Below are 25,551 nucleotides of genomic sequence, written 5' to 3'. Positions count from 1 at the left end.
CCGCGTTCGCGGGCGCGCGGCTCATCGAGGTTCAGGGCGATCGGATACCCCCGCGCCGCAGTGCGCGCACCGGCGCGCGCCGTGGCATCCGCTCGAATGCGAAACGCGGCCCCCGGCCGAAGCCGGGGGCCGCGTTCGCGTACCGTGGTGCGCCGACTAGGCGCCGACGCCCACCACGCGCGGGTGGTGGAAGGTGTCGCCGAAGACCCGCTCGGACGCGCCGACCCGGTCGAGGTAGGGCGTGAGGCCGCCCATCTGGAACGGGAACCCGGCACCGAGGATCATGCAGAGGTCGATGTCTTCGGGGGCCGCGACGACCTCGCCGTCGAGCATGAGCTTGACCTCGCGGGCCAGACCGTCCTGCAGGGCGACGAGAATCTCCTCGGCCGAGCGGGCGTTCTTGCCGCCCGACACGATCTTCAGGGCGCCCTTGTCGAAGCCCTTGACCTTGCCCTTGTCGTCCTTCTCGAGCAGCTTGCCGTAGTCGGCGAGCTTGTGCAGGTTCTCGCTGCGGTAGAACCGCTCGGGGAACGCCGCGTGGTGCGTGTCGAGGACGTGCGCGCCGACCTTGAGGCCGACGAGGTCGAGCAGCACCGACGGCGCCATCGGCAGGCCGAGCGGGGCGATCGCCTGGTCGACCGTCTCGAACGAGGTGCCCTCGTCGACGGCGCGCATCGCCTCGCCGAGGAGCACCGCGAGCAGGCGGTTGACGACGAAGCCCGGAGTGTCGGCCGTGATGACGGCGTTCTTCTTCAGGTTCTTCGCGGCGACCATCGCGGTCGACAGCGTCGCCTCGTCGGTGAACGGCGTCTTCACGACCTCGATGAGCGGCATGACCGCGACCGGGGTGAAGAAGTGGAAGCCGACGAGCCGCTCGGGGTGGGCGAGCTTCGCACCGATCTGCTCGACCGAGAGCGACGAGGTGTTCGTCGCGAGCACGGCCTCGGGGGAGATGTGCTGCTCGATCTCGGCGAACACGTTCTGCTTGATCTCGAGCTCTTCGAAGACGGCCTCGATGACCCAGTCGCAGTCGGCGAAGTCGGCCTTGTCGGTGGTGCCCGTGACGAGCGCCTTCAGGCGGTTCGCCTCGTCGGGGGAGATGCGGCCCTTGCCGAGCAGCGCGTCGATCTCGCCCGCGATGTAGGAGACGCCCTTGTCGACGCGCTCCTGGTCGATGTCGGTGATCACGACGGGCACACGGAGGCGGCGCACGAAGAGCAGCGCGAGCTGGCTCGCCATGTACCCTGCGCCGATCACACCGACCTTCGTGACCTTCTTCGCGAGGGCCTTGTCGGGGGCGCCGGCGGGGCGCTTCGTGCGCTTCTGCACGAGGTTGAAGGCGTAGATCGACGCATGCAGCTGGTCGCCCGCGATGAGGTCGGCGAGCACCTCGTCTTCACGCTGGAAGCCCTCGGCGCGGGTGCCGCTCTTGGCCGCCTTCATCAGGTCGAGCGCCGCGTACGGCGACTGCGGCACCGAGCCGATGCGGCTCTTCAGCATCTTCGTCGCGATGCCGATCGCCGCGTCCCACTTGACGAGGCGCTCCATCTTGCCTGGCTCGTTGGGGCGCTTCACCTTGATGCGCCCGGAGACGACGTCGTCGGCCCAGCGGATCGAGTCCTCGAGGTAGCTCACCGAGGGGAAGATCGCGTCGGCGATGCCGAGGTCGAGGGCGTCCTGGCCCTTGAGCGTGCGGTTCTGCTTCAGCGGATTCTCGATGACGACCTTGAGGGCGTTCTCGATGCCGATGAGGTTCGGCAGGATCGTCGCGCCGCCCCAACCGGGGATGAGCCCGAGGAACACCTCGGGGAGGGCGAGGGCCGGTGCCGAGGCATCCACCGTGCGGTAGTCGGCGTGGAGGCCGATCTCGAGGCCGCCGCCGAGCGCGAGCCCGTTGTAGAACGTGAACGACGGCACGCCGACCTCGCCGAGCTTCGCAAGGGCGTAGTGGCCGAGCTGCACGAACTTCTTCGCCGTCTCCTTGTCAGGGATCTCGGCGACCTTCGAGAGGTCGGCGCCCGCGGCGAGGATGAACGGCTTGCCCGTCACGGCGACGGCGTGGATCTCGCCGGCCGCCGCGCGCGCCTTCAGCTCGTCGAGCTTCGCCGCGTACTCGAGCAGCGTCGCCGCGCCGAGCGTGTTCGGGCGGGTGTGGTCGCGGCCGTTGTCGAGGGTGAGGAGGGCGAGGGTCTTGCCGCCCGAGAGCGGCACGTCGCGCACGTAGGAGTGCGTCACGACCTCGTCGTCGCCGGCGAGGGCGACGAGCGAGTCGAAGTCGATCGTCGAGTAGTCGGTCATGCGCGCTTCTTCGCCTTCTTGTCGAAGTTCGGGTTCTCCCAGATCATCGTGCCGCCCTGGCCGAGGCCGACGCACATGCTGGTGATGCCGTACTGCAGTTCGGGGCGCTCGGCGAACTGGCTCGCGAGCTGGTTCATGAGACGCACGCCCGAGGACGCGAGGGGGTGGCCGACCGCGATCGCGCCGCCCCACGGGTTCACGCGGGGGTCCTCGTCGTCGATGCCGTAGTGGTCCATGAAGGACAGCACCTGCACCGCGAACGCCTCGTTCATCTCGAAGAGGTCGATGTCGTCGATCGTGAGGCCCGCCTTGCGCAGCGCCTTCTCGGTCGCGGGGATCGGGCCGATGCCCATGATCTCGGGGTCGACGCCGGCGAAGGCGAAACTCACGAGCTTCATCTTCGGGGCGAGGCCGAGCTCCTTCGCGAGCGAACCCGAGGCGAGCAGGGCCGCCGTCGCGCCGTCGTTGAGACCCGAGGCGTTGCCGGCCGTGATGCGGCCGTGGGGGCGGAAGGGCGTCTTCAAAGCGGCGAGGCCCTCGAGCGTCGTCTCGGGGCGCATGACCTCGTCACGGGTGGCGAGGCCCCAGCCCTCCTCGGTGCGGATGGCGACGGGGACCAGGTCCTGCTGGATCTTGCCGGCGGCGTACGCCGCGGCGGTCTTCTGCTGGCTCGCGAGGGCGAAGCGGTCGCTGCGCTCCTTCGTGAGCTGCGGGAAGCGGTCGTGGATGCGCTCGGCGGTGGCGCCCATGACGAGGGCGTCCTCGCCCACGAGACGCTCGCTCAGGAAGCGCGGGTTTGGGTCGACGCCCGAGCCCATCGGGTGGTGGCCCATGTGCTCGACGCCGCCGGCGATGGCGAGGTCGTACATGCCGAAACCGATCGAGCCCGCCATCATCGCGGCCGCGGTCATCGCGCCGGCGCACATGCGGTCGATCGAGAACCCGGGCACCGTCTTCGGCAGCCCGGCGAGGATCGCCGCCGTGCGGCCGAGGGTGAGACCCTGGTCGCCGGTCTGGGTGGTCGCCGCGATCGCGACGTCGTCGATGCGATCCTTCGGGACGTTCGGGTTGCGTTCGAGGAGTCCGACGATCGCCTTCACGACCAGGTCGTCGGCTCGGGTGTTCCAGTACATGCCCTTTTCGCCGGCCTTGCCGAACGGGGTGCGGACCCCGTCGACGAACACGACTTCAGCTTGATCAGCCACGCTGCAGCTCACTTTCGATCAGGATTGCTTCGATCCTACGAACGCGGTCGCGGGGGCGCGGAATCGCTTGACGGTTCCTACGAATCGGCTGAGGTAGCGTCGAGAACCGCTTGTGACGCCTCGACAAATGCGGCGGCGATAATCTGTGCGGTTGCGTCAACCTGCCAGGGCCGGGCCCCGAGCGCAGCGAGCGCCGCACCGATTGATTCGGCATCGGCGGGCTTCGGCGGCGTCCACGCGACGCGCCGCAGGAAATCAGGGGTCAGCAGGTTCTCGACCGGCATCACGAGCGACTCGGCCACCTCGGCGACGGCCGTCTTCGCGAGCTTCAGGCGCGCGTCGGCCTCGGGGTTCCGGCCGGCCCAGGCGCGTGGTGGCGGAGGCGCGTCGTTCGGGACCCGGACCGCCGGGAGCTCGCTCGTCGTGAGTCCGCGCTCCACGGCCGTCCACCAGCGGTCGAGCTCGCTGCGGCTCGCGCGCCCCGTGAACTCGCGGAGGTCCGCGAGCGCACGACGCGTCGACGGCAGCGCCTTCGCGACGGCGACGACGGAGGCGTCGGGAACGAGGCGGCCGGGAGCGACATCGGTCGAGGAGGCCAGCTCGTCGCGGGAGAGCCAGAGCTCGCGTGCGACGGCGAGGTTGCGCGCGCTGCGCATCGCATGGATGCCGGAGAGCCGCCGCCAGGGCTCGGCGGAGGCCGGCTTCGCCGCCCGGTGCAGCACGGCGTCGAACTCCTGTTCGCCGAGCTCGGTCTTCCCGGCGTCGGCGAGACGCTCGACGAGCCGGTCGCGTACATCGACGAGGAGTTCGACGTCGAGCGCGGCGTACTTGAGCCACGACTGCGGCAGCGGCCGCGTCGACCAGTCCGCCGCCGAGTGCTCCTTGGCGAGTTTGATGTCGAGCAGTTCCTCGACGACCGAGGCGAGCCCGACGCGCGGCATGCCGAGCAGTCGCGCCGCGAGTTCGGTGTCGAAGATGCGGTCGGGGTCGAGGCCGACCTCGCGCAGGCACGCGAGATCCTGGCTGGCGGCGTGCAGCACCCACTCATCGGCATGGATGCCGGCCTGCAGCTCCGAGAAGTCGGGGATCTGCGGCGGATCGAAGAGGAAGACGCCCGAGCCGCGCCGGTACATCTGGATGAGGTAGGCCCGCTGCGAGTAGCGGAAGCCGCTCGCACGTTCGGCGTCGACCGCGATGGGTCCTTCGCCGCCGAGGAGGGTCGCGACGGCGTCGTCGAACTCCGCGGGCGTCTCGATCACCCGGTAGTCATCCACGATTCGACCTCCGACGGGGCAGTGCGGTCACCCCGTCCGAACGGGGCGGAAGCCCTGCGAGCATACACAGCAACTCGCTCCAGCCTTCCACATGGGCGGCGATCTCCGAATCGAGGGGGGTCCACGAGGCTCGCAGTTCGATCTGCGCCCCGTCGCCCTGCGCGGCCAACTCGCCGAATCCGGTCGAGAGGATCTTCGTCGCCGTGCCCGACGCGGCGATGTAGTGCGCGCCCCGCGCGTCGAGCGCGTCGATCAGCCACGACCAGGCGACGTCGGCGAGGAACGGGTCGAGCCCGATGTCGGTCTCGAGGGGTGCCTGGGCGAAGCACACGACGCGGAACCGGCCGCCCCAGGCCTCGGGTTCGCTCGGGTCGTACAGCAGGATGAACCGGCCGGTACCCAGCTCGGAGTCATCGCCGTGGCTCGTGGGGGAGACATCGGCCGACAGGGCGAGCGAATGCGGCGCGAGTCCGCCGGGCGCCGGAATCTCCGTGACCGCGAGTTCGGCACGCGGGACGGCGGCTCGAATCGAGGCGAGCGCTGCCTCGAACTCGGCGGGAAGCGAGGACGGGTGGTCGGGCACGAGTGCAGACTAGAGTCTCGACGGGAGCCGATGACGGCGGCACGCCGCATCGCGACGCACACGAGACGGTTGACCGGGGAGGATGCCGATGGCGGAGCGCAGCAAGCAACGAGGATCGGCGCGGACGATGGTCGGCGCCGCGGCGCTGCTCGCCGCCGCACTCGCCTTCGCGACCGGCGCCGCGGCGGCGATGCTCGCCGTCGTCTTCGCCCGCAAGGTCGTCACGCCGCCGACGCGCCGCGAACAGGATCTGCGGATCCTCTCGGTCGACACCGTCGCCCACGAGATCACCCTCGCCGCGAACGCGGAGGCGCGAATGCGCGGGCCGTACGGGCTCTGGTTCGAGCACGACTCGGGGCACGCCCGCCTCGGCGACGTCATCGAGGAGCACGACGGCCGGGTCCGCAGGCACCTCACCGCGACGGACTTCGGGCGGCCCGAGCGTGCGACGCGCGGGCGGATCAACGGCTGGTACCACCTCGGCCCGTGGGAGCTCGACCTGCCCTACGAGGACGTCCTCATCGAGACGGAGCTCGGCCCCGCGCCGGCCTGGGTGTTCGCGCCCGACTCCCCGAGCGATCGGTGGGTGGTGCAGGTGCACGGGCGCGGTGCGAAGCGGCACGAGACGCTTCGCGCGGTGGATGCCACGCGGGCGGCCGGTTGGAACAGCCTCCTCATCTCCTACCGCAACGACGGCGAAGCCCCGGCGAGCAGCGATCGGCGCTACGGCCTCGGCGGCACCGAGTGGGTCGACGTCGTCGCCGCCGTCGGGTACGCGATCGAGCGCGGCGCGAGCGAGATCGTGCTCATGGGCTGGTCGATGGGCGGCATGATCTCCCTGCAGGCGGTGCTCCGCTCCGCGGAGGTGCGCGAACGCCTCGTCGGCATCATCCTCGAGTCGCCCGCGATCGACTGGGTCGACATCCTCCGGTTCCAGGGCGGGGCGCTCGGGCTGCCGCGCGGCCTCGGCGACGTCGTCGCCCGTCTCCTCGGCGCCCCCTACGGCGGCGGGCTCACGGGCCTCGCCGCCCCGATCGACCTCGAAGACCTCGATCCCGTCGTGCGCGCCGAGGAGTTCACGGTGCCGATCCTGCTCATGCACAGCGTCGACGACGGGTTCGTGCCGATCGACGGGTCACGCCGCTTCGCGGCATCCCGACCCGATCTCATCCAGTTCGAGGAGTTCGCCGAAGCCCGGCACACGAAGCTGTGGAACCACGACCCCGAGCGCTGGAACGCGCTCATCACCACCTGGCTCGCCGCGCGGACCCCGGCCGATCACGACGACGAGGCCGTCGAGATCGTCGGCTGATCAGGCGACGGCGGTGCGTTCGCGCAGCTGCCGCTTCACCCGCGCGAGCATGCCCGTCATGCCGCGCACGCGGAGCGGCGACACGGCCGCCCCGAGCCCGAGCGACTGCGGGTAGTCGGCGGGGATGTCGAGCACCTCCTGCACGGTGAGCCCAGCGAGGCCCTGCACGAGGATCGACGCGAAGCCCCGCGTCGTCGGCGACTCGGCCGGCGCCGTCGCGAACAGGTGCACGACGCCGTTCTCGACCTCGACGAAGATGAACACCGGCGACTGGCATTCCTCGACGCGCTCGAGCAGGTCGGGGTGCTCGGCGTAGCGCTCGGGCAGCTCGGGAAGCTCGTTCGAGAACTCGAGCAGCAACTGCAGTCGATCGCGAACCTCGAGCGCGAGGAAGTCGTCGCGGGTCTCGGCGAGGAGCTCGGGAAGAGTGGTCTGTTCCATCGGATCAATCCTCCCACGTGCCGACTGCGCGTCGCCCGTGACCGCCGGTCGCGGGCCGATCAGCGCGCAGGGATTCAGCGCGCGGGCGCCTCGCCCCGCTCGGTGCCCGTCACGATCGGCACTCGCACCGCGCTGCCCCACTCCGTCCAGGAGCCGTCGTAGTTGCGCACCTGTTCGAAGCCGAGCAGGTGCTGCAGCACGAACCAGGTGTGGCTCGACCGCTCGCCGATGCGGCAGTACGCCACGATGTCGTCGTCGTCGGCGAGGCCGACCTCGTCGCGGTAGATCGCGTCGAGCTCGGCACGCGACTTGAAGGTGCCGTCGCCCGCAGCAGCGCGAGCCCACGGCACGGATGCCGCGGTGGGGATGTGGCCCGCACGGAGCGCCCCCTCCTCGGGGTAGGCCGGGGCGGTCGTGCGCTCTCCGCTGTACTCCTCGGGGGAGCGGACGTCGACGAGCGCCCTCCCGCCGGCCGCCGACTGCCCGAGGTGCGCGAGCACGTCCTCCTTGAAGGCGCGCACGCCCGAGTCGTCGCGGGCGACGACCGGGTAATCGACGGGGGTCACCTCGGGGGCGTCGGTCGTGAGCGGTCGGCCCTCGGCGATCCAGAGGTCGCGACCGCCGTCGAGGAGGCGCACGTCTGCGTGCCCGAAGAGCGTGAACACCCAGAGCGCGTACGCGGCCCACCAGTTGCTCTTGTCGCCGTAGACGACGATCGTCGAGTCGCGCGAGATGCCCTTCGAGCCGAGGAGCGCCGCGAACCGCTCCTCGCTCACGTAGTCGCGCACGACCGGGTCGTTGAGGTCGAGATGCCAGTCGATCTTCACCGCGCCGGGGATGTGGCCGGTCTCGTAGAGGAGGACGTCCTCGTCGGACTCGACGACGACGAGACCCGGGTCGTCGAGATGCTCGGCGAGCCAGGAGGTCGAGACGAGCCGCTCGGGGTGGGCGTATTCGGCGAACTTCGCGGCGGAGTCGAACTCGGCGGACATGTGACCTCCTGTGATCGCCTGGTCGGCGGGCGGGGCGGGGGAGCGGACTAGGCTGATGACCTGTCCACCCTCGAATCTACGCGGCCCGCGGGGCGCAGTCACGGCACCCGTCATCCGGTGCAACACGGGAGCTCACCAGCATGACCACGGCCTCCAGCCACGACCCCATCCGCCTCGTCGACCGCAACCCGGTCATCTCGGGGGCCGAGATCGCGTCGGAGCTCGTGCCGCCGCCGCAGTTCGAGCACGCCTCCTTCGAGTCGTACCGCCCCGACCCCGACTTCCCCTCGCAGCAGGCGGCTCTCGAGCGGCTCAACCAGTTCGCCGGCGCATGGCGCGCAGCGCAGCGCCCGGGCGGCTTCTTCTCTCGCAAGCGACCGGCTCGCATCGAACTGCCCGGCGTCTACCTCGACGGCGGGTTCGGCGTCGGCAAGACGCACCTGCTCGCGGCCCTCTGGCACGTCGCGCACGGCCCGAAGTACTTCGGCACCTTCATCGAGTACACCGCGCTCGTCGGCGCGCTCGGCTACCAGCCGGCCGTCGAACTGCTGCGCGGGGCGAAGCTCATCTGCATCGACGAGTTCGAGCTCGACGACCCGGGCGACACGATGCTGATGACTCGCTTCCTCGGCGAGCTGATGGCGAGCGGCACGCGGGTCGCGGCCACGTCGAACACGCCGCCGAACGCCCTCGGCGAGGGGCGGTTCGCCGCGGCCGACTTCCTCCGCGAGATCCACGCGCTCTCCTCGAACTTCGAGACGCTCCGCATCGACGGGCTCGACTACCGCCGCCGCGACACCGAAGGGCATGCGCTCGCGCTTGCGACCGACGACGAGGTCGCCCGCACGGCGCAGGCCCTCGCCGCCCGCGAGCACACCGTCTCGCTCGACACCTTCGACGCCCTCATCGCGCATCTCGCGACCGTGCACCCCTCGAAGTACGTGAAGCTCGTGCAGGGGCTCGACACGATCGCGCTGCAGGGCGTGCACGAGCTCACCGACCAGAACGCCGCGCTCCGCCTCGTCGCGTTCATCGACCGGGCCTACGACGCCGAGGTGCCCATCATCACGAGCGGCATCCCGCTCGACGAGGTGTTCGGCGGCGACATGATGTCGGGCGGCTACCGCAAGAAGTACCTCCGGGCGATCTCGCGCATGATCGCGCTGACCTCGGGCGAGCTGCCGCCGCACGACTGAGCTGCGCGCACGGCCGGGCGATTCCACGGCGAGTTCCTCGCCGATGCGAAGCATCCCGAAACGCGCTGTTCACACAGCTCCGCGAGCCGTAACGGGCACGAAACATCGCACGATCCCTCTCGAAACGAAGCCTCATGAAACTGGGGCGCACAGGGTCCCCCGCCCTGTATTCCGAGAGAGGTTCGAGAGATGGATCAAGGCAACACCGCGTTCCTGTTGATCGCCGCAGCCCTGGTGCTGCTGATGACGCCGGGGCTCGCGTTCTTCTACGGCGGGCTCGTCAAGGCCAAGAGCGTCATCAGCATGATGATGCTGAGCTTCGGCGCACTCGGCCTGATCGGCGTCCTGTGGGTGCTCTACGGCTACGCCATCGCGTTCCCGGGCGCCGAGGGCCTCGTCGCACCCTGGTCGATCGACTGGTCGGCGATCGGCCTGTCGAGCCTCCTCGAGACCCCAGACGGCGCCGCGTACCCGCCGCTCGCCTTCGTGGCGTTCCAGGCGACGTTCGCGATCCTCACCGTCGCGCTCATCTCGGGTGCGATCGCCGACCGCGCCAAGTTCGGCGCGTGGATGGTGTTCGCCGGCATCTGGGCGACGATCGTCTACTTCCCGGTCGCGAGCTGGGTGTTCAACTTCGGCCTCGCCGACGACGGCAGCTTCGCCTACGGCGGCTGGATCACGTACGGCATGCAGGAGTTCTTCGGCGTCGGCGCGATCGACTTCGCGGGCGGCACGGCGGTGCACATCAACGCCGGCGCGGCGGCCCTCGCCCTCGCGCTCGTGCTCGGCAAGCGCGTCGGCTTCTCGAAGGGGGCGCACGTTCCCCACAACCCGCCGTTCGTGCTCCTCGGCGCCGGCCTCCTGTGGTTCGGCTGGTTCGGCTTCAACGCGGGCTCCGAGCTCGCCGCCGACGGCACGGCTGCCCTCGCCTTCGTCAACACGATCGCGGCCCCGGCGGCGGCCCTGCTCGCCTGGCTCCTCGTCGAGAAGATCAAGGACGGCAAGCCGACCTCGGTGGGCGCCGCCTCGGGCGCCGTCGCGGGCCTGGTCGCCATCACCCCGGCCTGCGCCTCGCTGACGCCGGTCTGGGCGATCGTGCTCGGCCTCGTCGCCGGTGCGGTGTGCGCCCTCGCGATCGACCTGAAGTTCAAGTTCGGCTTCGACGACTCGCTCGACGTCGTGGGCATCCACCTCGTCGGCGGCCTCATCGGCACGCTCTACCTCGGCATCTTCGCCAACGGCACCGGCCTCATCTACAGCGGCGACTTCACGCAGCTCGCGGTGCAGGCGATCGCCGCGGCCTCGGTCCTCGCGTACTCGTTCGTGCTGACCTTCGCGATCGGCACGATCATCCAGAAGACGATGGGCTTCCGCGTGAAGAACGAGGACGAGATCGCCGGCATCGACACCGTCGTGCACGGAGAGGACGCCTACAAGCTCGAGACCGTCTGAGCCCCCTCCGGCCGCCCGAGGGCGGTGGGGTAGTGTGCCGGTGTGTCAGACACCAGCCGCTTCCTCACCGCCCTCGGGCGCGTGCTGCGGGCGATCCTCTCGCCCGCGTCCACCCGATCGTCGACGGCTTCGCCGACCAGTACTTCGGCTTCGCCGTCGACGGCGGATGCCCCGCGGCCGGCGCCGTTCGCCGGCGAATCCTCTCCGGGGCAGTTCGGCGACGACGCCACGATCGAGATCGACCCCGACCGGCTGCGCGGCGTCGAGCTGCGCTACGCGCCGACGCCCGACGGCGATCCCGACCCCGGTGAGGTCGTGTGGACCTGGGTGCCCTACGAGGAGCGCGACGGCCGCGGAAAGGACCGCCCGGTCGTCATCGTCGCCGCCTCGCAGGCGGGGGACTACCTGGCCGTGCAGCTCACGAGCAAGGCGCACGACGGCGAACGCGACTACGTCTCGCTCGGCGAGGGGCCCTGGGATGCCTCGGGGCGGCCGAGCTGGGCGAAGACCGACCGGGTGTTCCGTGTCCGCGCCGGCGGGATGCGTCGCGAGGCGGCCTCGCTCGACCCTGCGCGCTTCGAGCGCGTCGCCGATGCGCTCTCGCGGCGGTACGGCTGGAACTGAGCGACCGCCTGAGGCGGAGGCATCCGCCCGGAAACGCAGAAACCCCCGGCGACTGCCGGGGGTTTCTCTGTGTGGGCGATGCCGGGCTCGAACCGACGACCTCTTCCGTGTGAAGGAAGCGCGCTACCAGCTGCGCCAATCGCCCTGAAGGGATTTCGCGGAACCTCTCGGTGACCGCGGACTTGATACTAGCCGACGATCGGGGGCGAATGCACATCGAGCGGGATGTGAGCGGGCCTCGACTCGGATCCAGGCCTCGACACGCCCGGGAATCAGTGCTGGAATGGTGGTGTGACCGGCCTGAATCCCGTTCACCTGCCGTTCAGTTTGTGAATCGCTCGAAGTGTGTATAAAGTCTTCTCTGCACGCAGAAATGCGAAAGCAACGCGGATGTGGCGCAGTGGTAGCGCATCACCTTGCCAAGGTGAGGGTCGCGAGTTCGAATCTCGTCATCCGCTCTGATCAGGATCAAGCGCAAGCTTGACTCCTGTTCTTTTGGTGGAGAACCCATACACGGTGGATTGGCCGAGAGGCGAGGCAGCGGCCTGCAAAGCCGTATACACGGGTTCGAATCCCGTATCCACCTCCAGATCGAGAGCCTCGCACTCGATTCTGGGCGATTGGCGCAGCGGTAGCGCGCTTCCCTGACACGGAAGAGGTCACTGGTTCGATCCCAGTATCGCCCACCACAGAAAGCCCCGGCAGAAATGCCGGGGCTTTCGTCGTTTCCGGGCAATGAGGCCCAGGCGGGCTCCCGTGCCGTTCCGCGATCGCGTGCCTCGCGATCAGGTGCACCGGTTCGCCGATATCCTCTCCCGAGATCCGTGAGAGAGGAGCCTCGTGCACACAGCGACGATTGCACCGGAGCGGCTGCTGCGTCGACGGACTCCCTTCCCGGTGCGGCGGAACCGCGCGGCGAGCGCCGTCGGGCTCGTCGCGTTCATCGTCTCCTTCGCCGGCTCGTGGGTTCCCTCGTACTGGTTCGACGAAGTCGCCACGCTGATGGCCGCCCGGCTCAGCTGGCGGGAGTTGTTCGCCTTCACCGAGTACATCGATGTCGTCCACCTGAGCTACTACTCGCTGATGAAGGTCTGGATCGGCGTCTTCGGCGAGTCCGAGGCGGCCACCCGGTCGCTCTCCGCACTGGCCATCGGTGCGGCGGCCGCCGGCCTGGTCGTGCTGGTCTCGATGTTCACGAGCCTGCATGTCGGGGTCGTCTCCGGTGCGATCTTCGCGGTGCTGCCGCACGTTACCTTCATCGGGGTCGAGGCGCGCTCCTACGCCCTGAGCGCAGCGGTCGCCGTGTGGACCACCGTCGTCCTGCTGGTCGCACTCCGCAGCGGGCGACGTCGTTGGTGGTGGGCCTATGCGGCCATGCTCATCGTCGGGGCGGCGGTCTTCCTCTACTCGCTGCTTCTGATCCCGGTCCACGGGTTCTTCCTCTGGCGCCGCCATCGCGGGCGCCGAGCGGTTCTCGCCTGGCTGGCGGCCGCCGTGCTCGCCGGTCTGGTCACGCTCCCGCTGATCCAGGAGGGTCTCCAGCAGAAGAAGCAGATCTCGTGGATCGCCTACCAGCCCGGCCGGGATCTGTGGGGGATCCTCTCGGAGCCCGCGTTCCAGCTCTCCCGGGATGTGGCCACGGGCGTGAGCGTGGTCGCCCTCGTGCTGGCCCTCTGCTTCGCCCGCCGCCTCTCGGCCGCTCGACGCCGCCTGCTCGGACTCGCGCTCGCCTGGTTCTTCGTCCCCTTGCTCGTCCTGCTGATGGCGGATGCCGCGGTCGGATCGGTGTTCACCCCCCGCTACCTGTCCTTCGCGGTGCCGGCGGTCGCCGTGCTCCTCGCGCTCGCGTTCACGATCACTCCCCGGAAGCCGGTGGCCTGGCTGCTGGTTGCGGCCCTCGCGCTCGCGTGCGCACCCGGCTACCTCGCCCAGCGCACGCCCCTGGCCAAGAACGACGGAAGCGACTTCGCCCAGATCGCCGACTACATCGAGCGACACGCCGAGCCGGGCGACGGGGTGTTCCTGGAGGACTCGAACTTCGGCAACACGCAGCCGCGGTTGGCGCTCTCCGGCTATCCGGCCGCGTTCGCGAACACGACCGACGTCGCGTTCGTCCGCTCGTTCAAGGAGACGGGCGGTTTCTCCGACATCACGGTCGAGTTCGACCGGCTCGGGTCGAGGCTCGACGGGATCGACCGGCTGTGGCTCGTCACGGCGGGGGCGCCTTCGGCCGGGGACCTCCGCGGGGCGCCGTATGTGCTGGGGGTGCAGGGATTCGCCGCGGTCAGCGAGTTCGAGACGAACCGGTCGACGATCGTGCTGTACGAGCGCTGACGGCGACGGGTGATCCGAGGAGAGGCGGCCAAGAGACGAGGCACAGAGAGCGCCGGCAGAGATGCCGGGGCTCTCGTCGTTTCCGTGCTCGTCGCACCGTGTCGCGTAGGTGCGTCGCGCAAGACCGAGCTAGGGATGTCGGCGGTCCTTCGGCTCCGACGCCGTGGTGCCATAGGCTGCCGATCGTGACCGACCCGCAGCCCGCTGGCGCGCGCCATCGATGTGCTCGCCCTGACGCGAACGATGCGCGTCTCCGGCGTCGCTGGACGTGTCCGGTGTGCGATCGACGCTGGCGGATTGTCTCCACCGTGGACGGAGCGGAATGGAAGCGTGTCGCGCCCCGGGCAAGGGTCTGGTCGAGCGCCGGGGAGGCGATCGTTTCGGAAATCGTCTGGGTGGTGATCGGGCGCATCCTCTGGACGGTGATCTCGGCTCCGTTCAAGTTGATCGGCGCGTTGCTCGGGCACTGAGGTCTCCCCGGATCGGGTGACTCTCGCGCTGGAGACCAAGGGTGATCGCGGTCGCCGCCCCGTGAACACCTTGCGATCCGCAGCACGTTCACCGCAGAGCTCCCCGCGGGCTTTCGTGGGCGGTGAACGCCGAGGGGCAGTGCAGCAGGCGAGTACCACCCTTTCGGCGTCGTGGGCGTTGCGCGGGGCGAGGTGCGCGCACGACTACAGTTGAAGGGTTCGTTTCGAGAAAATCCAAGGAGTGGATCCAGGTGGCTGACGGCTTCGAGCTCTTCACCGACCGTTCCGTTGTCGCGATGCGCGTCAACGGCGAGCTCAAGGACCTCGCGACGACGGTGACCGACGCCGACGTCGTCGAGCCGGTCACGATCGACTCGCCCGACGGGCTCAACATCCTGCGGCACTCGGCCGCGCACGTGCTCGCGCAGGCGGTGCAGTCGATCAACCCCGAGGCGAAGCTCGGCATCGGCCCGCCCGTCACCGACGGCTTCTACTACGACTTCGACGTCGCCGAGCCGTTCACCCCCGAGGACCTGAAGGCGCTCGACAAGGAGATGGCGCGCATCATCCGCGCGGGGCAGCGCTTCATGCGGCGCGTCGTCACCGACGACGAGGCCCGCGCCGAGCTCGCGAACGAGCCGTACAAGCTCGAACTCATCGGCCTCAAGGGCTCCGCTTCGACGGGCGACACGGTGCCCGGCGATTCTGGCGAGAGCGTCGAGGTCGGTGCAGGCGAGCTCACCATCTACGACAACGTCGACCCGAAGACGGGCGAGACCGTCTGGAAGGACCTCTGCCGCGGCCCGCACCTGCCGAACACCCGCATGATCGGCAACGGCTGGTCGCTCACCCGCATCGCGGCGGCGTACTGGCGCGGCTCCGAGAAGAACCCGCAGCTGCAGCGCATCTACGGCACCGCGTGGCCCACGAAGGACGAGCTGCGCGCCTACCAGCACCGCCTCGAGGAGGCGGCGAAGCGCGACCACCGCAAGCTCGGCCGCGACCTCGACCTGTTCAGCTTCCCCGAGGAGATCGGGTCGGGCCTCTCGGTCTGGCACCCGCGCGGCGGCGTCGTCCGCATGGAGATGGAGCAGCACGCCCGTCGCCGGCACATCGAGGGCGGCTACACCTACGTGTACACGCCGCACATCTCGAAGGAGGACCTCTTCCTCACCTCGAACCACCTCGTCACCTACAAGGACGGCATGTTCCCGCCGATCGTGATGGACGAGGAGCGCGACGCCGAGGGCAACATCACGAAGCAGGGCCAGGACTACTACCTGAAGCCCATGAACTGCCCGATGCACATCCTCATCTACAAGGAGCGCGGACGCAGCTACCGCGACCTGCCGATGCGGCTCGCCGAGAACGGCACCGTCTATCGCAACGAGCTCTCGGGCGCCCTGCACGGCCTCACCCGCGTGCGCGGCTTCACCCAGGACGACTCGCACCTCTTCGTCACCCCCGAGCAGCTCGAAGAAGAGGCGACCAAGGTCATCGACTTCGTCATCTCGATGCTGCGCGACTTCGGCCTCGACGACTTCGAGCTCGAGCTCTCGATGCGCGACGACGAGAAGGACAAGTGGATCGGCTCCGACGAGTTCTGGGAGTACTCGACGAACGCGCTGCGCAACGTCGCCCGGGCGAGCGGCCTGAAGCTCACCGAGATGCCCGGTGAGGCGGCGTTCTACGGCCCGAAGATCGACCTGAAGACGCGCGACGCGATCGGCCGCACCTGGCAGCTCTCGACCGTGCAGGTCGACCCGAACCTGCCCGAGCGCTTCGACCTCGAGTTCACCGACCGCGACGGGCAGAAGAAGCGCCCGATCATGATCCACCGTGCCCTCTTCGGCTCGATCGAGCGGTTCTTCGCGATCCTGCTCGAACACTACGCGGGTGCCTTCCCGGTGTGGCTCGCGCCCGTCCAGGTCGTCGGCATTCCCGTCGCCGACGAGTACGCGCCCTACCTCGGCGCGATCATCGAGCAGCTGAAGGGGTACGGCGTTCGCGCCGACCTCGACGTGAGCGACGACCGCATGCAGAAGAAGATCCGCAACCACACCACGCAGAAGGTGCCGCTCCAGCTCATCGCGGGCGAGAACGACCGCTCGGGCGAGACGGTCAGCTTCCGCTTCCGCGACGGCACCCAGGAGAACGGGGTCCCGATCGCCGCGGCGGTCGAGAAGGTGCGCGATGCGATCGCCCAGCGCCTGCAGGTGAACACGCGGGACGACCTGTTCGCATGACCGGCGACGGGGCGGGCGACGACCGGAGCTACGGCACCGAGGAGTTCGACGGCGTGCCGACCGATCTCTCGGCCGACATGGCCGGGGTTCCCGACGCGTTCCAGCGCCTCTGGACCCCGCACCGGCTCGTGTACATCCAGCACGGTCAGCAGCCCGACGAGCACTCGTGCCCGTTCTGCCGCGCCCCCGAGATGAGCGACGAGCAGTCGCTCATCGTCGCGCGAGGCGAGCACGCCTACGTGCTGCTGAACCTCTACCCGTACAACAGCGGCCACCTGCTCGTGTGCCCGTACCGGCACATCGCGACGTACGACGACGCGAGCCCTGAAGAGGTGGCCGAGATCGGGCTGCTCACGCAGATCGCGATGCGCGTCGTGAAAGAGGTCTCGCGCTGCGACGGCTTCAACATCGGCATGAACCAGGGGCGCATCGCGGGCGCCGGCATCGCCGAGCACCTGCACCAGCACATCGTGCCGCGGTGGGCGCTCGACTCGAACTTCTTCCCGATCATCGCCGGGACGAAGGCGCTGCCGCGCCTGCTCGGCGAGGTGCGCCAGGAGATCGCCGACGCCTGGCCGAAGGCCGAGTAGCGCCGAAGTCGGTCGAGGAGCGCGGAGCGCGTATCGAGACCCTGGAAGAGGTCTCGATACGCTTCGCTACTCGACCGACGGAGGTCGCGCTCAGCGCACCTGCCGCACCTCGAACTGCATGCGCGGGTGCGCGTAGGACTCCTGCGACTCGACGAGCTGCAGCTCGCGCTCGCCCGACTCGTGCGTGCGGGTGAGCAGGTCGAAGACGCTCGAGGTCGTCCGGGCGAGGGCGTCGGCCGCGTCGCCCGTGCGGCGGTAGTGGGCCGTGAACAGGGCTGCCGTGACATCCCCCGAGCCGTTCGCCTTCATCGGGAGGCGCGGGGTCTGCACGATCCATGCGCCGCGCTCGTCGACGGCGAGCATCTCGATGGTGCCCTCCGCGCGGTCGGGGCGCTCGACGCTCGTCACGAGCACGGTCGAGGGGCCGCCGGCGCGGGCGAGGTCGACCGAGGCGAGCGTCGACTCGAGCGTGTCGGGCTCGGTGCCCGTGAGGTAGCCGAGCTCGAACTGGTTCGGCGTGATGAGGTCGGCGGCGGGCACGACGCGCTCGCGCAGCAGCACGGGGATCGCGGGGGCCACGAAGCATCCGGACTTCGCATTGCCCATGACCGGGTCGCACGCGTAGATCGCGGTGGGGTTCGCGGCCTTGACCTTCGCGACGGCCTCGAGGATCACGTCGGCGATGCCCTCGCCGCCCTGGTAGCCCGACAGCACGACGTCGATCTGGTCGAGCACACCGCGGTCCTCGATGCCGGCGATCACCTCGCGGACGTCGTCGGGGGAGATGAGCGGCCCGCGCCACGCGCCGTAGCCCGTGTGGTTCGAGAAGTTGACCGTGTAGACCGGCAGCACCTCGACGCCGATGCGCTGAAGGGGGAAGACGGCGGCGGAGTTGCCGACGTGGCCATAGGCCACCGCCGATTGGATCGAGAGAATCTTCACCGCTCGATCATCGCACTTCGCTCGCGCACGGCGCGCACCGAGGCCGCGAGGTCGACGGCGAGGCGGTGCTGTTCGGCGTCGTCGAGTTCGTGCACGGTGAGGCGCAGGTGCTCGGATGCCCCGTGGTCGCCGAGTGCGAACTCGTCGCCGGGCCGCACGAGCCAGCCGCGGCGCATGAGCTGCTCGGAGACGGCGCGTGCCGGGGCGCCGAGGGGCACCCACACGTTGAGTCCGTCGCCGGGGTCGGCCGTGAGGCCGGCGGCGGCGAGCTGCGAGGCGAACGCCGCGTTCCTGGCGGCGTAGTGCTCGCCCGCCGCGCGGATTCCGGCCGCGACCTCGGGGTCGGTGGCGAGCGCGTGGACGAGTCGCTGCAGGAGGTGGCTCACCCAGGTCGTGCCGGGGGTGAGCCGCATCGCGAGGCGGTCGGCGGTCTCGGGGTCGGAGGCGGTGACGGCGAGGCACATGTCGGGTCCGAGGAACTTCGACACCGAGCGCACGAGCGCCCAGCGGCGGTGCTCGGGGCCGACGAGGGTGTGGTGCGGCTGCTGGGAGAGCAAGGAGTAGTGGTCGTCCTCGATGACGAGCACGTAGGGATGCTCGGCGAGGACGGCCCGCAGCTCGGCGGCGCGCTGCTCGGTGAGGCTCGCGCCCGTGGGGTTCTGCGCGCGAGGGGTGCAGATGACGGCGCGCACGCCCTGCTCGAGTGCGGCGCGGAGGCCGTCGACCGTCATGCCCGCTTCGTCGACGGGAACGGGCACGGGACGGTACCCGGCGATGCGCACGGTGTGGATGCTCGTGAGGAAGCAGGGGTCTTCGAGTGCGACGGCGTCGTCGCGGGTGAGGGCCTGCGCGAGGAGACGCTCGACGGCGTCGGCGGCACCGCTCGTCACGGTGAGCCGGAACGGGGTGCCTGCGGGCAGGTCCGCGCTCATCCACGCGCGCGCGGAGGCGTCGAGACCGGGGTCGATGACGGGCTCGCCGTAGAGCACGGGGCGGCGGGCGATGCTCGCGAGCACCGCCGAGGGGTCGGGGATGTACCGCGCGTCGGGGTTGCCGGTGCCGAGGTCGCGGAGTGCGGTGTCGGCGGCGAAGCCCTCCTGGGCGACGGGGGCGGTGCCGGCGACCCGGGTGCCGCCGCGCCCGAGGGTGACGACGACGCCCGCGTTCATGAGTTGCCGGTAGGCCGAGACCGCCGTGTTGCGATTGACGCCGAGATGCTCGGCGAGGGCGCGAACCGGTGGCAGCGGGTCGCCAGGGCGGAGGGCGCCGCGTTCGATGAGGGCGCGCAGGCTCTCGGCGATCTCGGCCGCCGAGCGCCCCTCGATGTCTGTGATCACAGCTCGCCCTTCTCCATGTCTCAGGCCATGCTATCTTTTGGCCTAGGACAAACTCTCCCTTTGTCTGCAAGTTGCGCACACGTCCCAGCGCACCGCCGAAAGGATTCCCCTGTGACCGTATCCGAGACGGGCTCGAACCGCGTGAAGCGCGGCCTCGCCGAGATGCTGAAGGGCGGCGTCATCATGGACGTCGTCACCCCCGAGCAGGCCCGCATCGCCGAGGACGCCGGCGCCGTCGCCGTCATGGCGCTCGAGCGCGTTCCGGCCGACATCCGCTCGCAGGGCGGCGTCGCCCGCATGAGCGACCCCGACCTCATCGACGCGATCAAGGCCGAGGTCTCGATCCCCGTCATGGCGAAGGCCCGCATCGGTCACTTCGTCGAGGCGCAGGTGCTCGAGGCGCTCGACGTCGACTACATCGACGAGTCCGAGGTGCTCTCGCCCGCCGACTACGTCAACCACATCGACAAGTGGGGCTTCAACACGCCCTTCGTCTGCGGTGCGACGAACCTCGGCGAGGCGCTCCGCCGCATCAACGAGGGCGCGGCGATGATCCGCTCGAAGGGCGAGGCCGGCACCGGCGACGTCTCCGAGGCGACCAAGCACATCCGCAAGATCAACTCCGAGATCAACCACCTGAAGTCGATGACGCGCGACGAGCTCTACGTCGCCGCGAAGGAGCTCCAGGCGCCGTACGAGCTCGTGCTCGAGGTCGCCGAGACCGGCAAGCTCCCCGTCGTGCTCTTCGTCGCAGGCGGTGTCGCCACCCCCGCCGACGCCGCGATGATGATGCAGCTCGGCGCCGACGGCGTGTTCGTGGGCTCCGGCATCTTCAAGTCGGGCAACCCCGAGGCGCGCGCCGCCGCGGTCGTCAAGGCGACCACCTTCTACGACGACGCCACGGTGATCGCCGACGTGTCGCGCGGCCTCGGCGAGGCGATGGTCGGCATCAACGTCGCCGACCTCGCGGCGCCGCACCGACTCGCCGAGCGCGGATGGTGACGTCCACCCTCCGCGACGAGAGCGTCGACGCGGGGGAGCAGGCTCCGGCCGGCCCCCGCGTCGGCGTGCTCGCGCTGCAGGGCGACTTCCGCGAGCACGCCCACGTGCTCGCGGGGCTCGGCGCCTCGGTGTCGCTCGTGCGACGCCCCGAAGAGCTCGCCGAGATCGACGGCCTCGTCATCCCGGGCGGCGAGTCGAGCGTGATCGACAAGCTCGCACGCCTGTTCGGCGTCGCCGAGCCGCTCCGCGAGGCGATCGCGGCCGGGCTGCCGGTGTACGGCACCTGCGCCGGGCTCATCATGCTCGCGGACTCCGTGCTCGACGCGATCGAGGGCCAGCAGTCGTTCGGCGGCCTCGACGTCGTCGTGCGACGCAACGCCTTCGGCTCGCAGAACCAGTCGTTCGAGACCGAGCTCGACATCCCCGCGCTCGGTGCGGCACCGGTGCGCGCGGCGTTCATCCGCGGTCCGGTCGTCGAATCGGTCGGGCCGGATGCCACCGCGCTCGCGCGACTCGACGACGGGCGCGTCGTCGCGGTCGAGCAGGGCAACCTCCTCGGCACGAGCTTCCACCCCGAGATCACGGGGGAGCACCGCTTCCACGAGTACTTCCTCGGGAAGGTGCGCGCCCGCATCCGATCGCTCGTCTGAACTGCCGGCCACCCCCAGAACCGGGGGTGGCCGTTCAGTGCCGGCACCGATTCCGGCCGGCGCCGCGCTGCGTAGCTTCGCCGTCATGACCAAACGATTGCCGAGCACCGGCGCCGACGGCCGCGCCGTCGACGAGTCGGGTTGCGACACCAGCGACATCTTCCTCGTCCACCGCATCTTCCGGTGGGGCTACCGCGAGCTGCCGCGGCAGGTGCGCGAGGTCGCGCCGGGCGACCTCGAACGGGCCGCGACCGTGGGCGCCGCCGTCGCGCTCATCGACCAGGGGCTGCACGTGCACCACGAGGGCGAGGACGAGTTCATCTGGGATCGACTCGAGCGGCGCGAGCCGGGCTGCTCGTTCCACGTCGACGTGATGCGCGCGCAGCACGCCCAGGTCGCCGAACTGCTCGACGTCGCCGATGCGCGACTGGCGGAATGGCGCACGACCGCCGACCCCGAGTCCGGCGAGCGACTCGCCGCCGCGCTCGACGAGGTCGGCACCACCCTCGGCGTCCATCTCGGGCGGGAGGAGACCGACGTCGTCCCGATCGTCGCGCGCGTGTTCACGCAGGCCGAGTGGGACGAGGTCGGCGAGCACGGGCGCGCCGCGCTCCCGAAGGAGGCGATGCCGATCCAGCTCGGGCTCATGATCGACGCGGTGCCCGCCGCCGAGCGCGACGAGTGGCTCCGCGAGAACCTGCCTGCGCCGATCAGGATGCTCTGGGCGCTGCTCATGCGACGCAAGTACACGGCCTGGCAGCGCGCGGTGTTCCCCGAGGGGATGCCGGCGCTCGTCTGAGCTGCACCCGGCAGGGCGTCGGGGGTGCACGCTACGCTCGGGCCCATGACCGAGTGGATCGCGCTGCTGCGCGGAGTCAACGTGGGCGGCGTCACGGTGCGGTCGGCCGAGCTCGCCGAGCTGTTCCGCGAATTGGGATTCGGTTCGGTGCGCACGGTGCTCGCGACCGGCAACGTCGTCTTCACGGGCGACGAGACCGCGACGGAGCGCGCAGCGCTGACCTCGCGGCTCGAGCGGGCGCTCTCCGAGCGGTTCGGGTACGCGGCCTCGGTCGTGCTCGTCACTCGGGCCGAGGTCGAACGCGCCGTCGCCGCGTTCCCCTTCGACGCCGATGACGCCTCGCGCCAGCCGTGGGTGATCTTCGCGGTGTCGGGCGAGGTGATCGACGACCTGCTGGCGTCGGCGGGCGAGCTCGCGCTCGACCCCGCGGTCGACCCGATCGCCCGGGGCGAGGGCGTCGTGTACTGGAACCCCGTGAAGGGCACCACCACCGACACGCCGTTCGCGAAGCTCATCGCGAAGGCCCGGTACAAACCCACCACGACCAACCGCAACCTGCGAACCCTCCTGAAGGTGCTCGGGTAGGGCACCGCGTGAGCGAACGTCCCGCCTGCCGGGTCGCGGCATCCCTGCTCGTCTAGAATGGTTCCTCGGCGGGCGGACCCGTCGACGAAGCGGATACAGGAGAGTCATGTCCGGGCATTCCAAGTGGGCGACGACCAAGCACAAGAAAGCCGTCATCGACGCGCGCCGTGCGAAGTCGTTCGCGAAGCTCATCAAGAACATCGAGGTCGCGGCCAAGCTCGGCGGCGCCGACCTGAACGGCAACCCGACCCTGTACGACGCGGTGCAGAAGGCCAAGAAGACCTCGGTGCCGAACGACAACATCGACCGTGCCATCAAGCGCGGCGCCGGCATCGGCGGCGAAGCGGTCGAGTACCTGAGCATCACCTACGAGGCGTACGCGCCCGGCGGCGTGGCCATGATGGTCGAGGTGCTGACCGACAACAAGAACCGCGCCGCAGCAGAAGTCCGCACTGGACTCAGCCGCAACGGCGGCACGCTCGCGGACCCGGGTTCGGTCGCGTACAACTTCACCCGCAAGGGCGTCATCGTCGTCTCGGGCGAGAACACCACGGAAGACGACGTGATGATGGCCGCCCTCGAGGCCGGCGCCGAAGAGATCGAGCCGCACGCGCAGGGCTTCGAGGTCATCACCGACCCGTCCGACATGGTCGAGGTGCGCAAGGCCCTCCAGGAGGCCGGGCTCGACTACGAGTCGGCCGACATCGAGTTCGTGCCGAACCTCAAGGTCGAGATCGACGCCGAGACGGCACGCAAGGTGTTCCGCATCATCGACGCCCTCGAAGACAGCGACGACGTGCAGAACGTCTACAGCAACTTCGACCTCACGGCCGAGGTCCAGGCCGAGCTCGAGGCGGAGTAGGGCGATCGCCGTGCGGGTGCTCGGCATCGATCCCGGGCTCACCCGCTGCGGTGTCGGCGTCGTCGACGTGTCGCCGAACCGCAAGGCGGAGCTCGTCGACGTCGTCGTGCTGCGCTCTCCGACCGACGCGCCGATCGAACGCCGACTCGCGCGCATCGCCGACGGCCTCGAGGCGATCTTCGAGGAGCACCGACCGCAGGCGGTCGCGCTCGAGCGGGTGTTCGCCCGGTCCGACGTGTCGACGATCATGGGCACGGCGCAGATCTCGGGGGTGGCGATGCTCATCGCCGCACGCCGCGAACTGCCGGTGGCACTGCACACCCCGTCCGAGGTGAAGGCCGCCATCACGGGCTACGGTCGGGCCGACAAGAAGCAGGTGGGCGCGATGGTCGCGCGCATCCTCGGCCTCGAGGCCGTGCCGAAGCCCGCCGACGCCGCCGACGCGCTCGCGCTCGCGATCTGCCACGCCTGGCGCACCGGCGGTGTCGCGGGCGCCGCCGTCACGGACGCGAAGCGCGGGGGAGCGCCGGGTTCGGCGGTCGGTGCGGATGCCGCGGGGCTGACGCCCGCCCAACGGGCATGGCTCGCCGCCGAACGCTCCGCGGCGGTGTCGGGGGCCGCCCGTAGGCTGAAGGAGTGATCTCCTCTCTCCGTGGCCGGGTGCTGGCCGCCGCCGGTAGCTCGGTCGTCATCGACGTGGGCGGCGTCGGCTTCCAGGTCAACACCACGCCGGCGCTCGTGCTCGCGACGCGTGAGGGCCATGAGCTCTCGGTGCACACGACCCTGATCGTGCGCGAAGACTCGATGACCCTGTTCGGCTTCGGCACGCGCGACGAGCTCGACGTGTTCGAACTCCTCATCGGCGTCACCGGCGTCGGGCCGAAGTCGGCGCTCGGCGTGCTCTCCTCGATCTCGCCCGAGCAGGTGGCCGAAGCGGTGCACAACGACGACGACGCGGTGTTCCGCAAGGTCAGCGGCATCGGGCCGAAGACGGCGAAGCTCATCACGGTCTCGCTCGCGGGCAAGCTCGCCCCGCCCACGACCCGCACCGTCGCGGCGCCGATCGCGGCGGGCGGGGTGAGCGACAGCGTGCTCGCCGCGCTCACCGGGCTCGGCTGGTCCGAACGGGTCGCCGCCGACGCGCTCGACGAGACGCTCGCCGCGGCGAGCGACGTCGAGCAGGCCTCCGTGCCCACCCTGCTGCGGCTCACGCTCGCCCGGCTCGGGCCGGCCCAGCAGAGCGGGCGCAGTCGATGAGCGACGGCGACGACCTCACCGACCCTGTGCTCGCCTCCGAGGCCGAGCTCGCGTTCGAGGGGGCGCTCCGCCCCCGCAGCCTGCAGGAGTTCGTCGGGCAGACCCGGGTGAGGGGGCAGCTCCAGCTGCTCCTGACGGCCGCGACGCTGCAGCAGCGTACGCCCGATCACATCCTGCTCGCCGGGCCGCCCGGTCTCGGCAAGACGACGCTCGCGATGATCGTGGCCCACGAGGGCGGTCGGCCGCTCCGCATGTCGAGCGGCCCGGCGATCCAGCATGCCGGCGACCTCGCGGCCATCCTCTCCTCGCTCGTTCCCGGCGAGGTGCTCTTCATCGACGAGATCCACCGCATGGCGCGCTCGGCCGAAGAGATGCTCTACCTCGCGATGGAGGACTTCCGCATCGACATCATGGTCGGCAAGGGCGCCGGCGCCACCTCGGTCCCGCTCGACCTCGCGCCGTTCACGCTCGTCGGAGCGACGACGCGTGCCGGCCTCCTGCCGAACCCGCTGCGCGACCGCTTCGGCTTCACGGCCCACCTCGAGTTCTACGCCGAGTCCGAGCTCGAGCAGGTGCTGGCGCGCGCCGCGGTCATGCTCGGCCTCGAGATCGACGGCGCAGCGGTCGCTGAGATCGCCGGGCGCTGCCGCGGCACGCCGCGCATCGCCAACCGCCTCCTGCGGCGCGTGCGCGACTACGCGCTCGTGCACACGGGCCGCGCCGACCTCGACGCCGTGCGCGCGGCACTCGAGCTCTACGACGTCGACCCGCTCGGCCTCGACCGGCTCGATCGTGCGGTCATGGAGACGATCCTCACCCGGTTCGGCGGGGGCCCGGTGGGGCTCAACACGCTCGCCGTCTCCGTCGGCGAGGAGGCCGAGACGATCGAGGCGGTCGTCGAGCCCTTCCTCGTGCGGATCGGCCTGCTCACGCGCACCCCGCGCGGCCGTGTCGCGACGCCCTCGGCGTGGCGGCATTTCGGGCTCGCCGAGAGCGCTCCCGGCGCGGCAGCGGCGCTTCCGATCGATGACCTATAATCCATTGAGGCTCGTCCCTCAACGCCAATGACTTCGTGCGCCCGCGCACACCGGAAGGTATCG

At 70.2% G+C, this 25,551-nt stretch carries 24 protein-coding genes and 4 tRNA genes; 19 read left to right on the top strand and 9 right to left on the bottom strand.

Features of this window, described 5'->3' with window-relative positions:
- Positions 1-156 precede the first annotated feature (156 nt).
- From ACFVTX_RS00525 to ACFVTX_RS00510, 4 genes are all read right to left on the bottom strand, one after another.
- Complete coding sequence (locus ACFVTX_RS00525) at positions 157-2,298, bottom strand: 3-hydroxyacyl-CoA dehydrogenase NAD-binding domain-containing protein (protein WP_386897124.1); 2,142 nt, start codon at positions 2,296-2,298, stop codon at positions 157-159.
- Complete coding sequence (locus ACFVTX_RS00520; protein WP_386897123.1) at positions 2,295-3,503, bottom strand: thiolase family protein; 1,209 nt, start codon at positions 3,501-3,503, stop codon at positions 2,295-2,297. The genes ACFVTX_RS00525 and ACFVTX_RS00520 overlap by 4 nt, the downstream gene beginning before the upstream one ends.
- 77 nt (positions 3,504-3,580) lie before the next feature.
- Positions 3,581-4,777, bottom strand: a complete 1,197-nt coding sequence (locus ACFVTX_RS00515) for an HRDC domain-containing protein (protein WP_386897122.1) — start codon at positions 4,775-4,777, stop codon at positions 3,581-3,583.
- Positions 4,770-5,360 carry a DUF3000 domain-containing protein gene (locus ACFVTX_RS00510; protein ID WP_386897120.1) on the bottom strand — a complete coding sequence of 197 codons (591 nt, stop codon included), beginning with the start codon at positions 5,358-5,360 and terminating at the stop codon, positions 4,770-4,772. Before ACFVTX_RS00510 ends, ACFVTX_RS00515 begins: the two co-directional genes overlap by 8 nt.
- An 88-nt stretch (positions 5,361-5,448) precedes the next feature.
- On the opposite strand from ACFVTX_RS00510, the gene ACFVTX_RS00505 reads away from it, so the two are divergent.
- Positions 5,449-6,672: an alpha/beta hydrolase family protein gene (locus ACFVTX_RS00505; protein ID WP_386897119.1), complete on the top strand. Its 1,224-nt coding sequence runs from the start codon at positions 5,449-5,451 to the stop codon at positions 6,670-6,672.
- Here ACFVTX_RS00505 and ACFVTX_RS00500 read toward each other — a convergent pair whose 3' ends face one another.
- Together ACFVTX_RS00500 and ACFVTX_RS00495 are read right to left on the bottom strand one after the other, a co-directional pair.
- A complete protein-coding gene (locus ACFVTX_RS00500; protein WP_386897118.1) occupies positions 6,673-7,113 on the bottom strand; it encodes a SufE family protein in 441 nt (146 codons plus the stop codon).
- A gap of 74 nt (positions 7,114-7,187) precedes the next feature.
- Complete coding sequence (locus ACFVTX_RS00495; RefSeq protein WP_386897117.1) at positions 7,188-8,105, bottom strand: sulfurtransferase; 918 nt, start codon at positions 8,103-8,105, stop codon at positions 7,188-7,190.
- 140 nt (positions 8,106-8,245) lie between these two features.
- Here ACFVTX_RS00495 and zapE point away from each other — a divergent pair, with 140 nt between their 5' ends.
- The 3 genes from zapE (at position 8,246) to ACFVTX_RS00480 (ending at position 11,377) form a co-directional block, all read left to right on the top strand.
- A complete protein-coding gene (gene zapE, locus ACFVTX_RS00490; protein ID WP_386897115.1) occupies positions 8,246-9,301 on the top strand; it encodes a cell division protein ZapE in 1,056 nt (351 codons plus the stop codon).
- 189 nt (positions 9,302-9,490) lie between these two features.
- On the top strand, positions 9,491-10,753 hold the full coding sequence (locus ACFVTX_RS00485; protein ID WP_386897113.1) for an ammonium transporter: 1,263 nt from the start codon (positions 9,491-9,493) through the stop codon (positions 10,751-10,753).
- A 42-nt stretch (positions 10,754-10,795) separates the two neighbouring features.
- Positions 10,796-11,377, top strand: a complete 582-nt coding sequence (locus ACFVTX_RS00480) for a type II toxin-antitoxin system PemK/MazF family toxin (RefSeq protein ID WP_386897111.1) — start codon at positions 10,796-10,798, stop codon at positions 11,375-11,377.
- 72 nt (positions 11,378-11,449) lie between these two features.
- On the opposite strand, the gene ACFVTX_RS00475 is transcribed toward ACFVTX_RS00480, so the two are convergent.
- Positions 11,450-11,522: transfer RNA gene (locus ACFVTX_RS00475), tRNA-Val, on the bottom strand.
- A 241-nt stretch (positions 11,523-11,763) separates the two neighbouring features.
- Between ACFVTX_RS00475 and ACFVTX_RS00470 the strand changes: the two genes are divergently transcribed.
- The 7 genes from ACFVTX_RS00470 (at position 11,764) to ACFVTX_RS00440 (ending at position 17,017) form a co-directional block, all read left to right on the top strand.
- Positions 11,764-11,835 (top strand) — tRNA-Gly (locus tag ACFVTX_RS00470).
- A 57-nt stretch (positions 11,836-11,892) separates the two neighbouring features.
- A tRNA-Cys gene (locus ACFVTX_RS00465) sits at positions 11,893-11,966 on the top strand.
- 25 nt (positions 11,967-11,991) lie between these two features.
- Positions 11,992-12,066 (top strand) — tRNA-Val (locus ACFVTX_RS00460).
- Between the two features lie 151 nt (positions 12,067-12,217).
- On the top strand, positions 12,218-13,711 hold the full coding sequence (locus tag ACFVTX_RS00455) for a hypothetical protein (RefSeq protein ID WP_386897109.1): 1,494 nt from the start codon (positions 12,218-12,220) through the stop codon (positions 13,709-13,711).
- 185 nt (positions 13,712-13,896) lie between these two features.
- Positions 13,897-14,181, top strand: a complete 285-nt coding sequence (locus ACFVTX_RS00450) for a hypothetical protein (protein ID WP_386897107.1) — start codon at positions 13,897-13,899, stop codon at positions 14,179-14,181.
- Between the two features lie 296 nt (positions 14,182-14,477).
- Positions 14,478-16,427, top strand: a complete 1,950-nt coding sequence (thrS, locus tag ACFVTX_RS00445) for a threonine--tRNA ligase (RefSeq protein WP_386898719.1) — start codon at positions 14,478-14,480, stop codon at positions 16,425-16,427.
- 77 nt (positions 16,428-16,504) lie between these two features.
- Positions 16,505-17,017 (top strand): HIT family protein, encoded by a 513-nt coding sequence (locus tag ACFVTX_RS00440; protein WP_386898718.1) that lies wholly within the window; start codon positions 16,505-16,507, stop codon positions 17,015-17,017.
- 90 nt (positions 17,018-17,107) lie between these two features.
- Here the strand turns inward: ACFVTX_RS00440 and pdxY are convergent, their stop codons facing one another.
- On the bottom strand, positions 17,108-17,959 hold the full coding sequence (gene pdxY, locus ACFVTX_RS00435; protein WP_386897105.1) for a pyridoxal kinase PdxY: 852 nt from the start codon (positions 17,957-17,959) through the stop codon (positions 17,108-17,110).
- Positions 17,956-19,296, bottom strand: a complete 1,341-nt coding sequence (locus ACFVTX_RS00430; protein ID WP_386897103.1) for an aminotransferase class I/II-fold pyridoxal phosphate-dependent enzyme — start codon at positions 19,294-19,296, stop codon at positions 17,956-17,958. Before ACFVTX_RS00430 ends, pdxY begins: the two co-directional genes overlap by 4 nt.
- Before the next feature lie 111 nt (positions 19,297-19,407).
- On the opposite strand from ACFVTX_RS00430, the gene pdxS reads away from it, so the two are divergent.
- From pdxS to ruvB, 8 genes are all read left to right on the top strand, one after another.
- Positions 19,408-20,298: a pyridoxal 5'-phosphate synthase lyase subunit PdxS gene (gene pdxS / locus ACFVTX_RS00425; RefSeq protein ID WP_386897101.1), complete on the top strand. Its 891-nt coding sequence runs from the start codon at positions 19,408-19,410 to the stop codon at positions 20,296-20,298.
- Entirely contained in the window at positions 20,295-20,948 is a 654-nt protein-coding gene (gene pdxT / locus ACFVTX_RS00420; RefSeq protein WP_386898717.1) for a pyridoxal 5'-phosphate synthase glutaminase subunit PdxT, read from the top strand. The genes pdxS and pdxT overlap by 4 nt, the downstream gene beginning before the upstream one ends.
- Positions 20,949-21,033: 85 nt before the next feature.
- Positions 21,034-21,747 carry a hemerythrin domain-containing protein gene (locus tag ACFVTX_RS00415; RefSeq protein WP_386897100.1) on the top strand — a complete coding sequence of 238 codons (714 nt, stop codon included), beginning with the start codon at positions 21,034-21,036 and terminating at the stop codon, positions 21,745-21,747.
- A gap of 45 nt (positions 21,748-21,792) precedes the next feature.
- Complete coding sequence (locus ACFVTX_RS00410; protein WP_386897098.1) at positions 21,793-22,332, top strand: DUF1697 domain-containing protein; 540 nt, start codon at positions 21,793-21,795, stop codon at positions 22,330-22,332.
- 106 nt (positions 22,333-22,438) lie between these two features.
- Positions 22,439-23,194, top strand: coding sequence for a YebC/PmpR family DNA-binding transcriptional regulator (locus ACFVTX_RS00405; protein WP_386897097.1), 756 nt, complete (start codon positions 22,439-22,441; stop codon positions 23,192-23,194).
- Between the two features lie 10 nt (positions 23,195-23,204).
- Positions 23,205-23,834 carry a crossover junction endodeoxyribonuclease RuvC gene (ruvC, locus tag ACFVTX_RS00400; RefSeq protein ID WP_386897095.1) on the top strand — a complete coding sequence of 210 codons (630 nt, stop codon included), beginning with the start codon at positions 23,205-23,207 and terminating at the stop codon, positions 23,832-23,834.
- Entirely contained in the window at positions 23,831-24,451 is a 621-nt protein-coding gene (ruvA, locus tag ACFVTX_RS00395) for a Holliday junction branch migration protein RuvA (RefSeq protein ID WP_386897094.1), read from the top strand. The genes ruvC and ruvA overlap by 4 nt, the downstream gene beginning before the upstream one ends.
- Complete coding sequence (gene ruvB / locus ACFVTX_RS00390; RefSeq protein ID WP_386897092.1) at positions 24,448-25,488, top strand: Holliday junction branch migration DNA helicase RuvB; 1,041 nt, start codon at positions 24,448-24,450, stop codon at positions 25,486-25,488. Before ruvA ends, ruvB begins: the two co-directional genes overlap by 4 nt.
- Positions 25,489-25,551: the final 63 nt, after the last annotated feature.

This window comes from Agromyces sp. NPDC058136, from assembly GCF_042884375.1.
Taxonomy (GTDB): Bacteria; Actinomycetota; Actinomycetes; order Actinomycetales; family Microbacteriaceae; genus Agromyces.
Note: the sequence above shows the minus strand (reverse complement) of the source record. Positions and strands in the feature narration are given on the sequence as shown.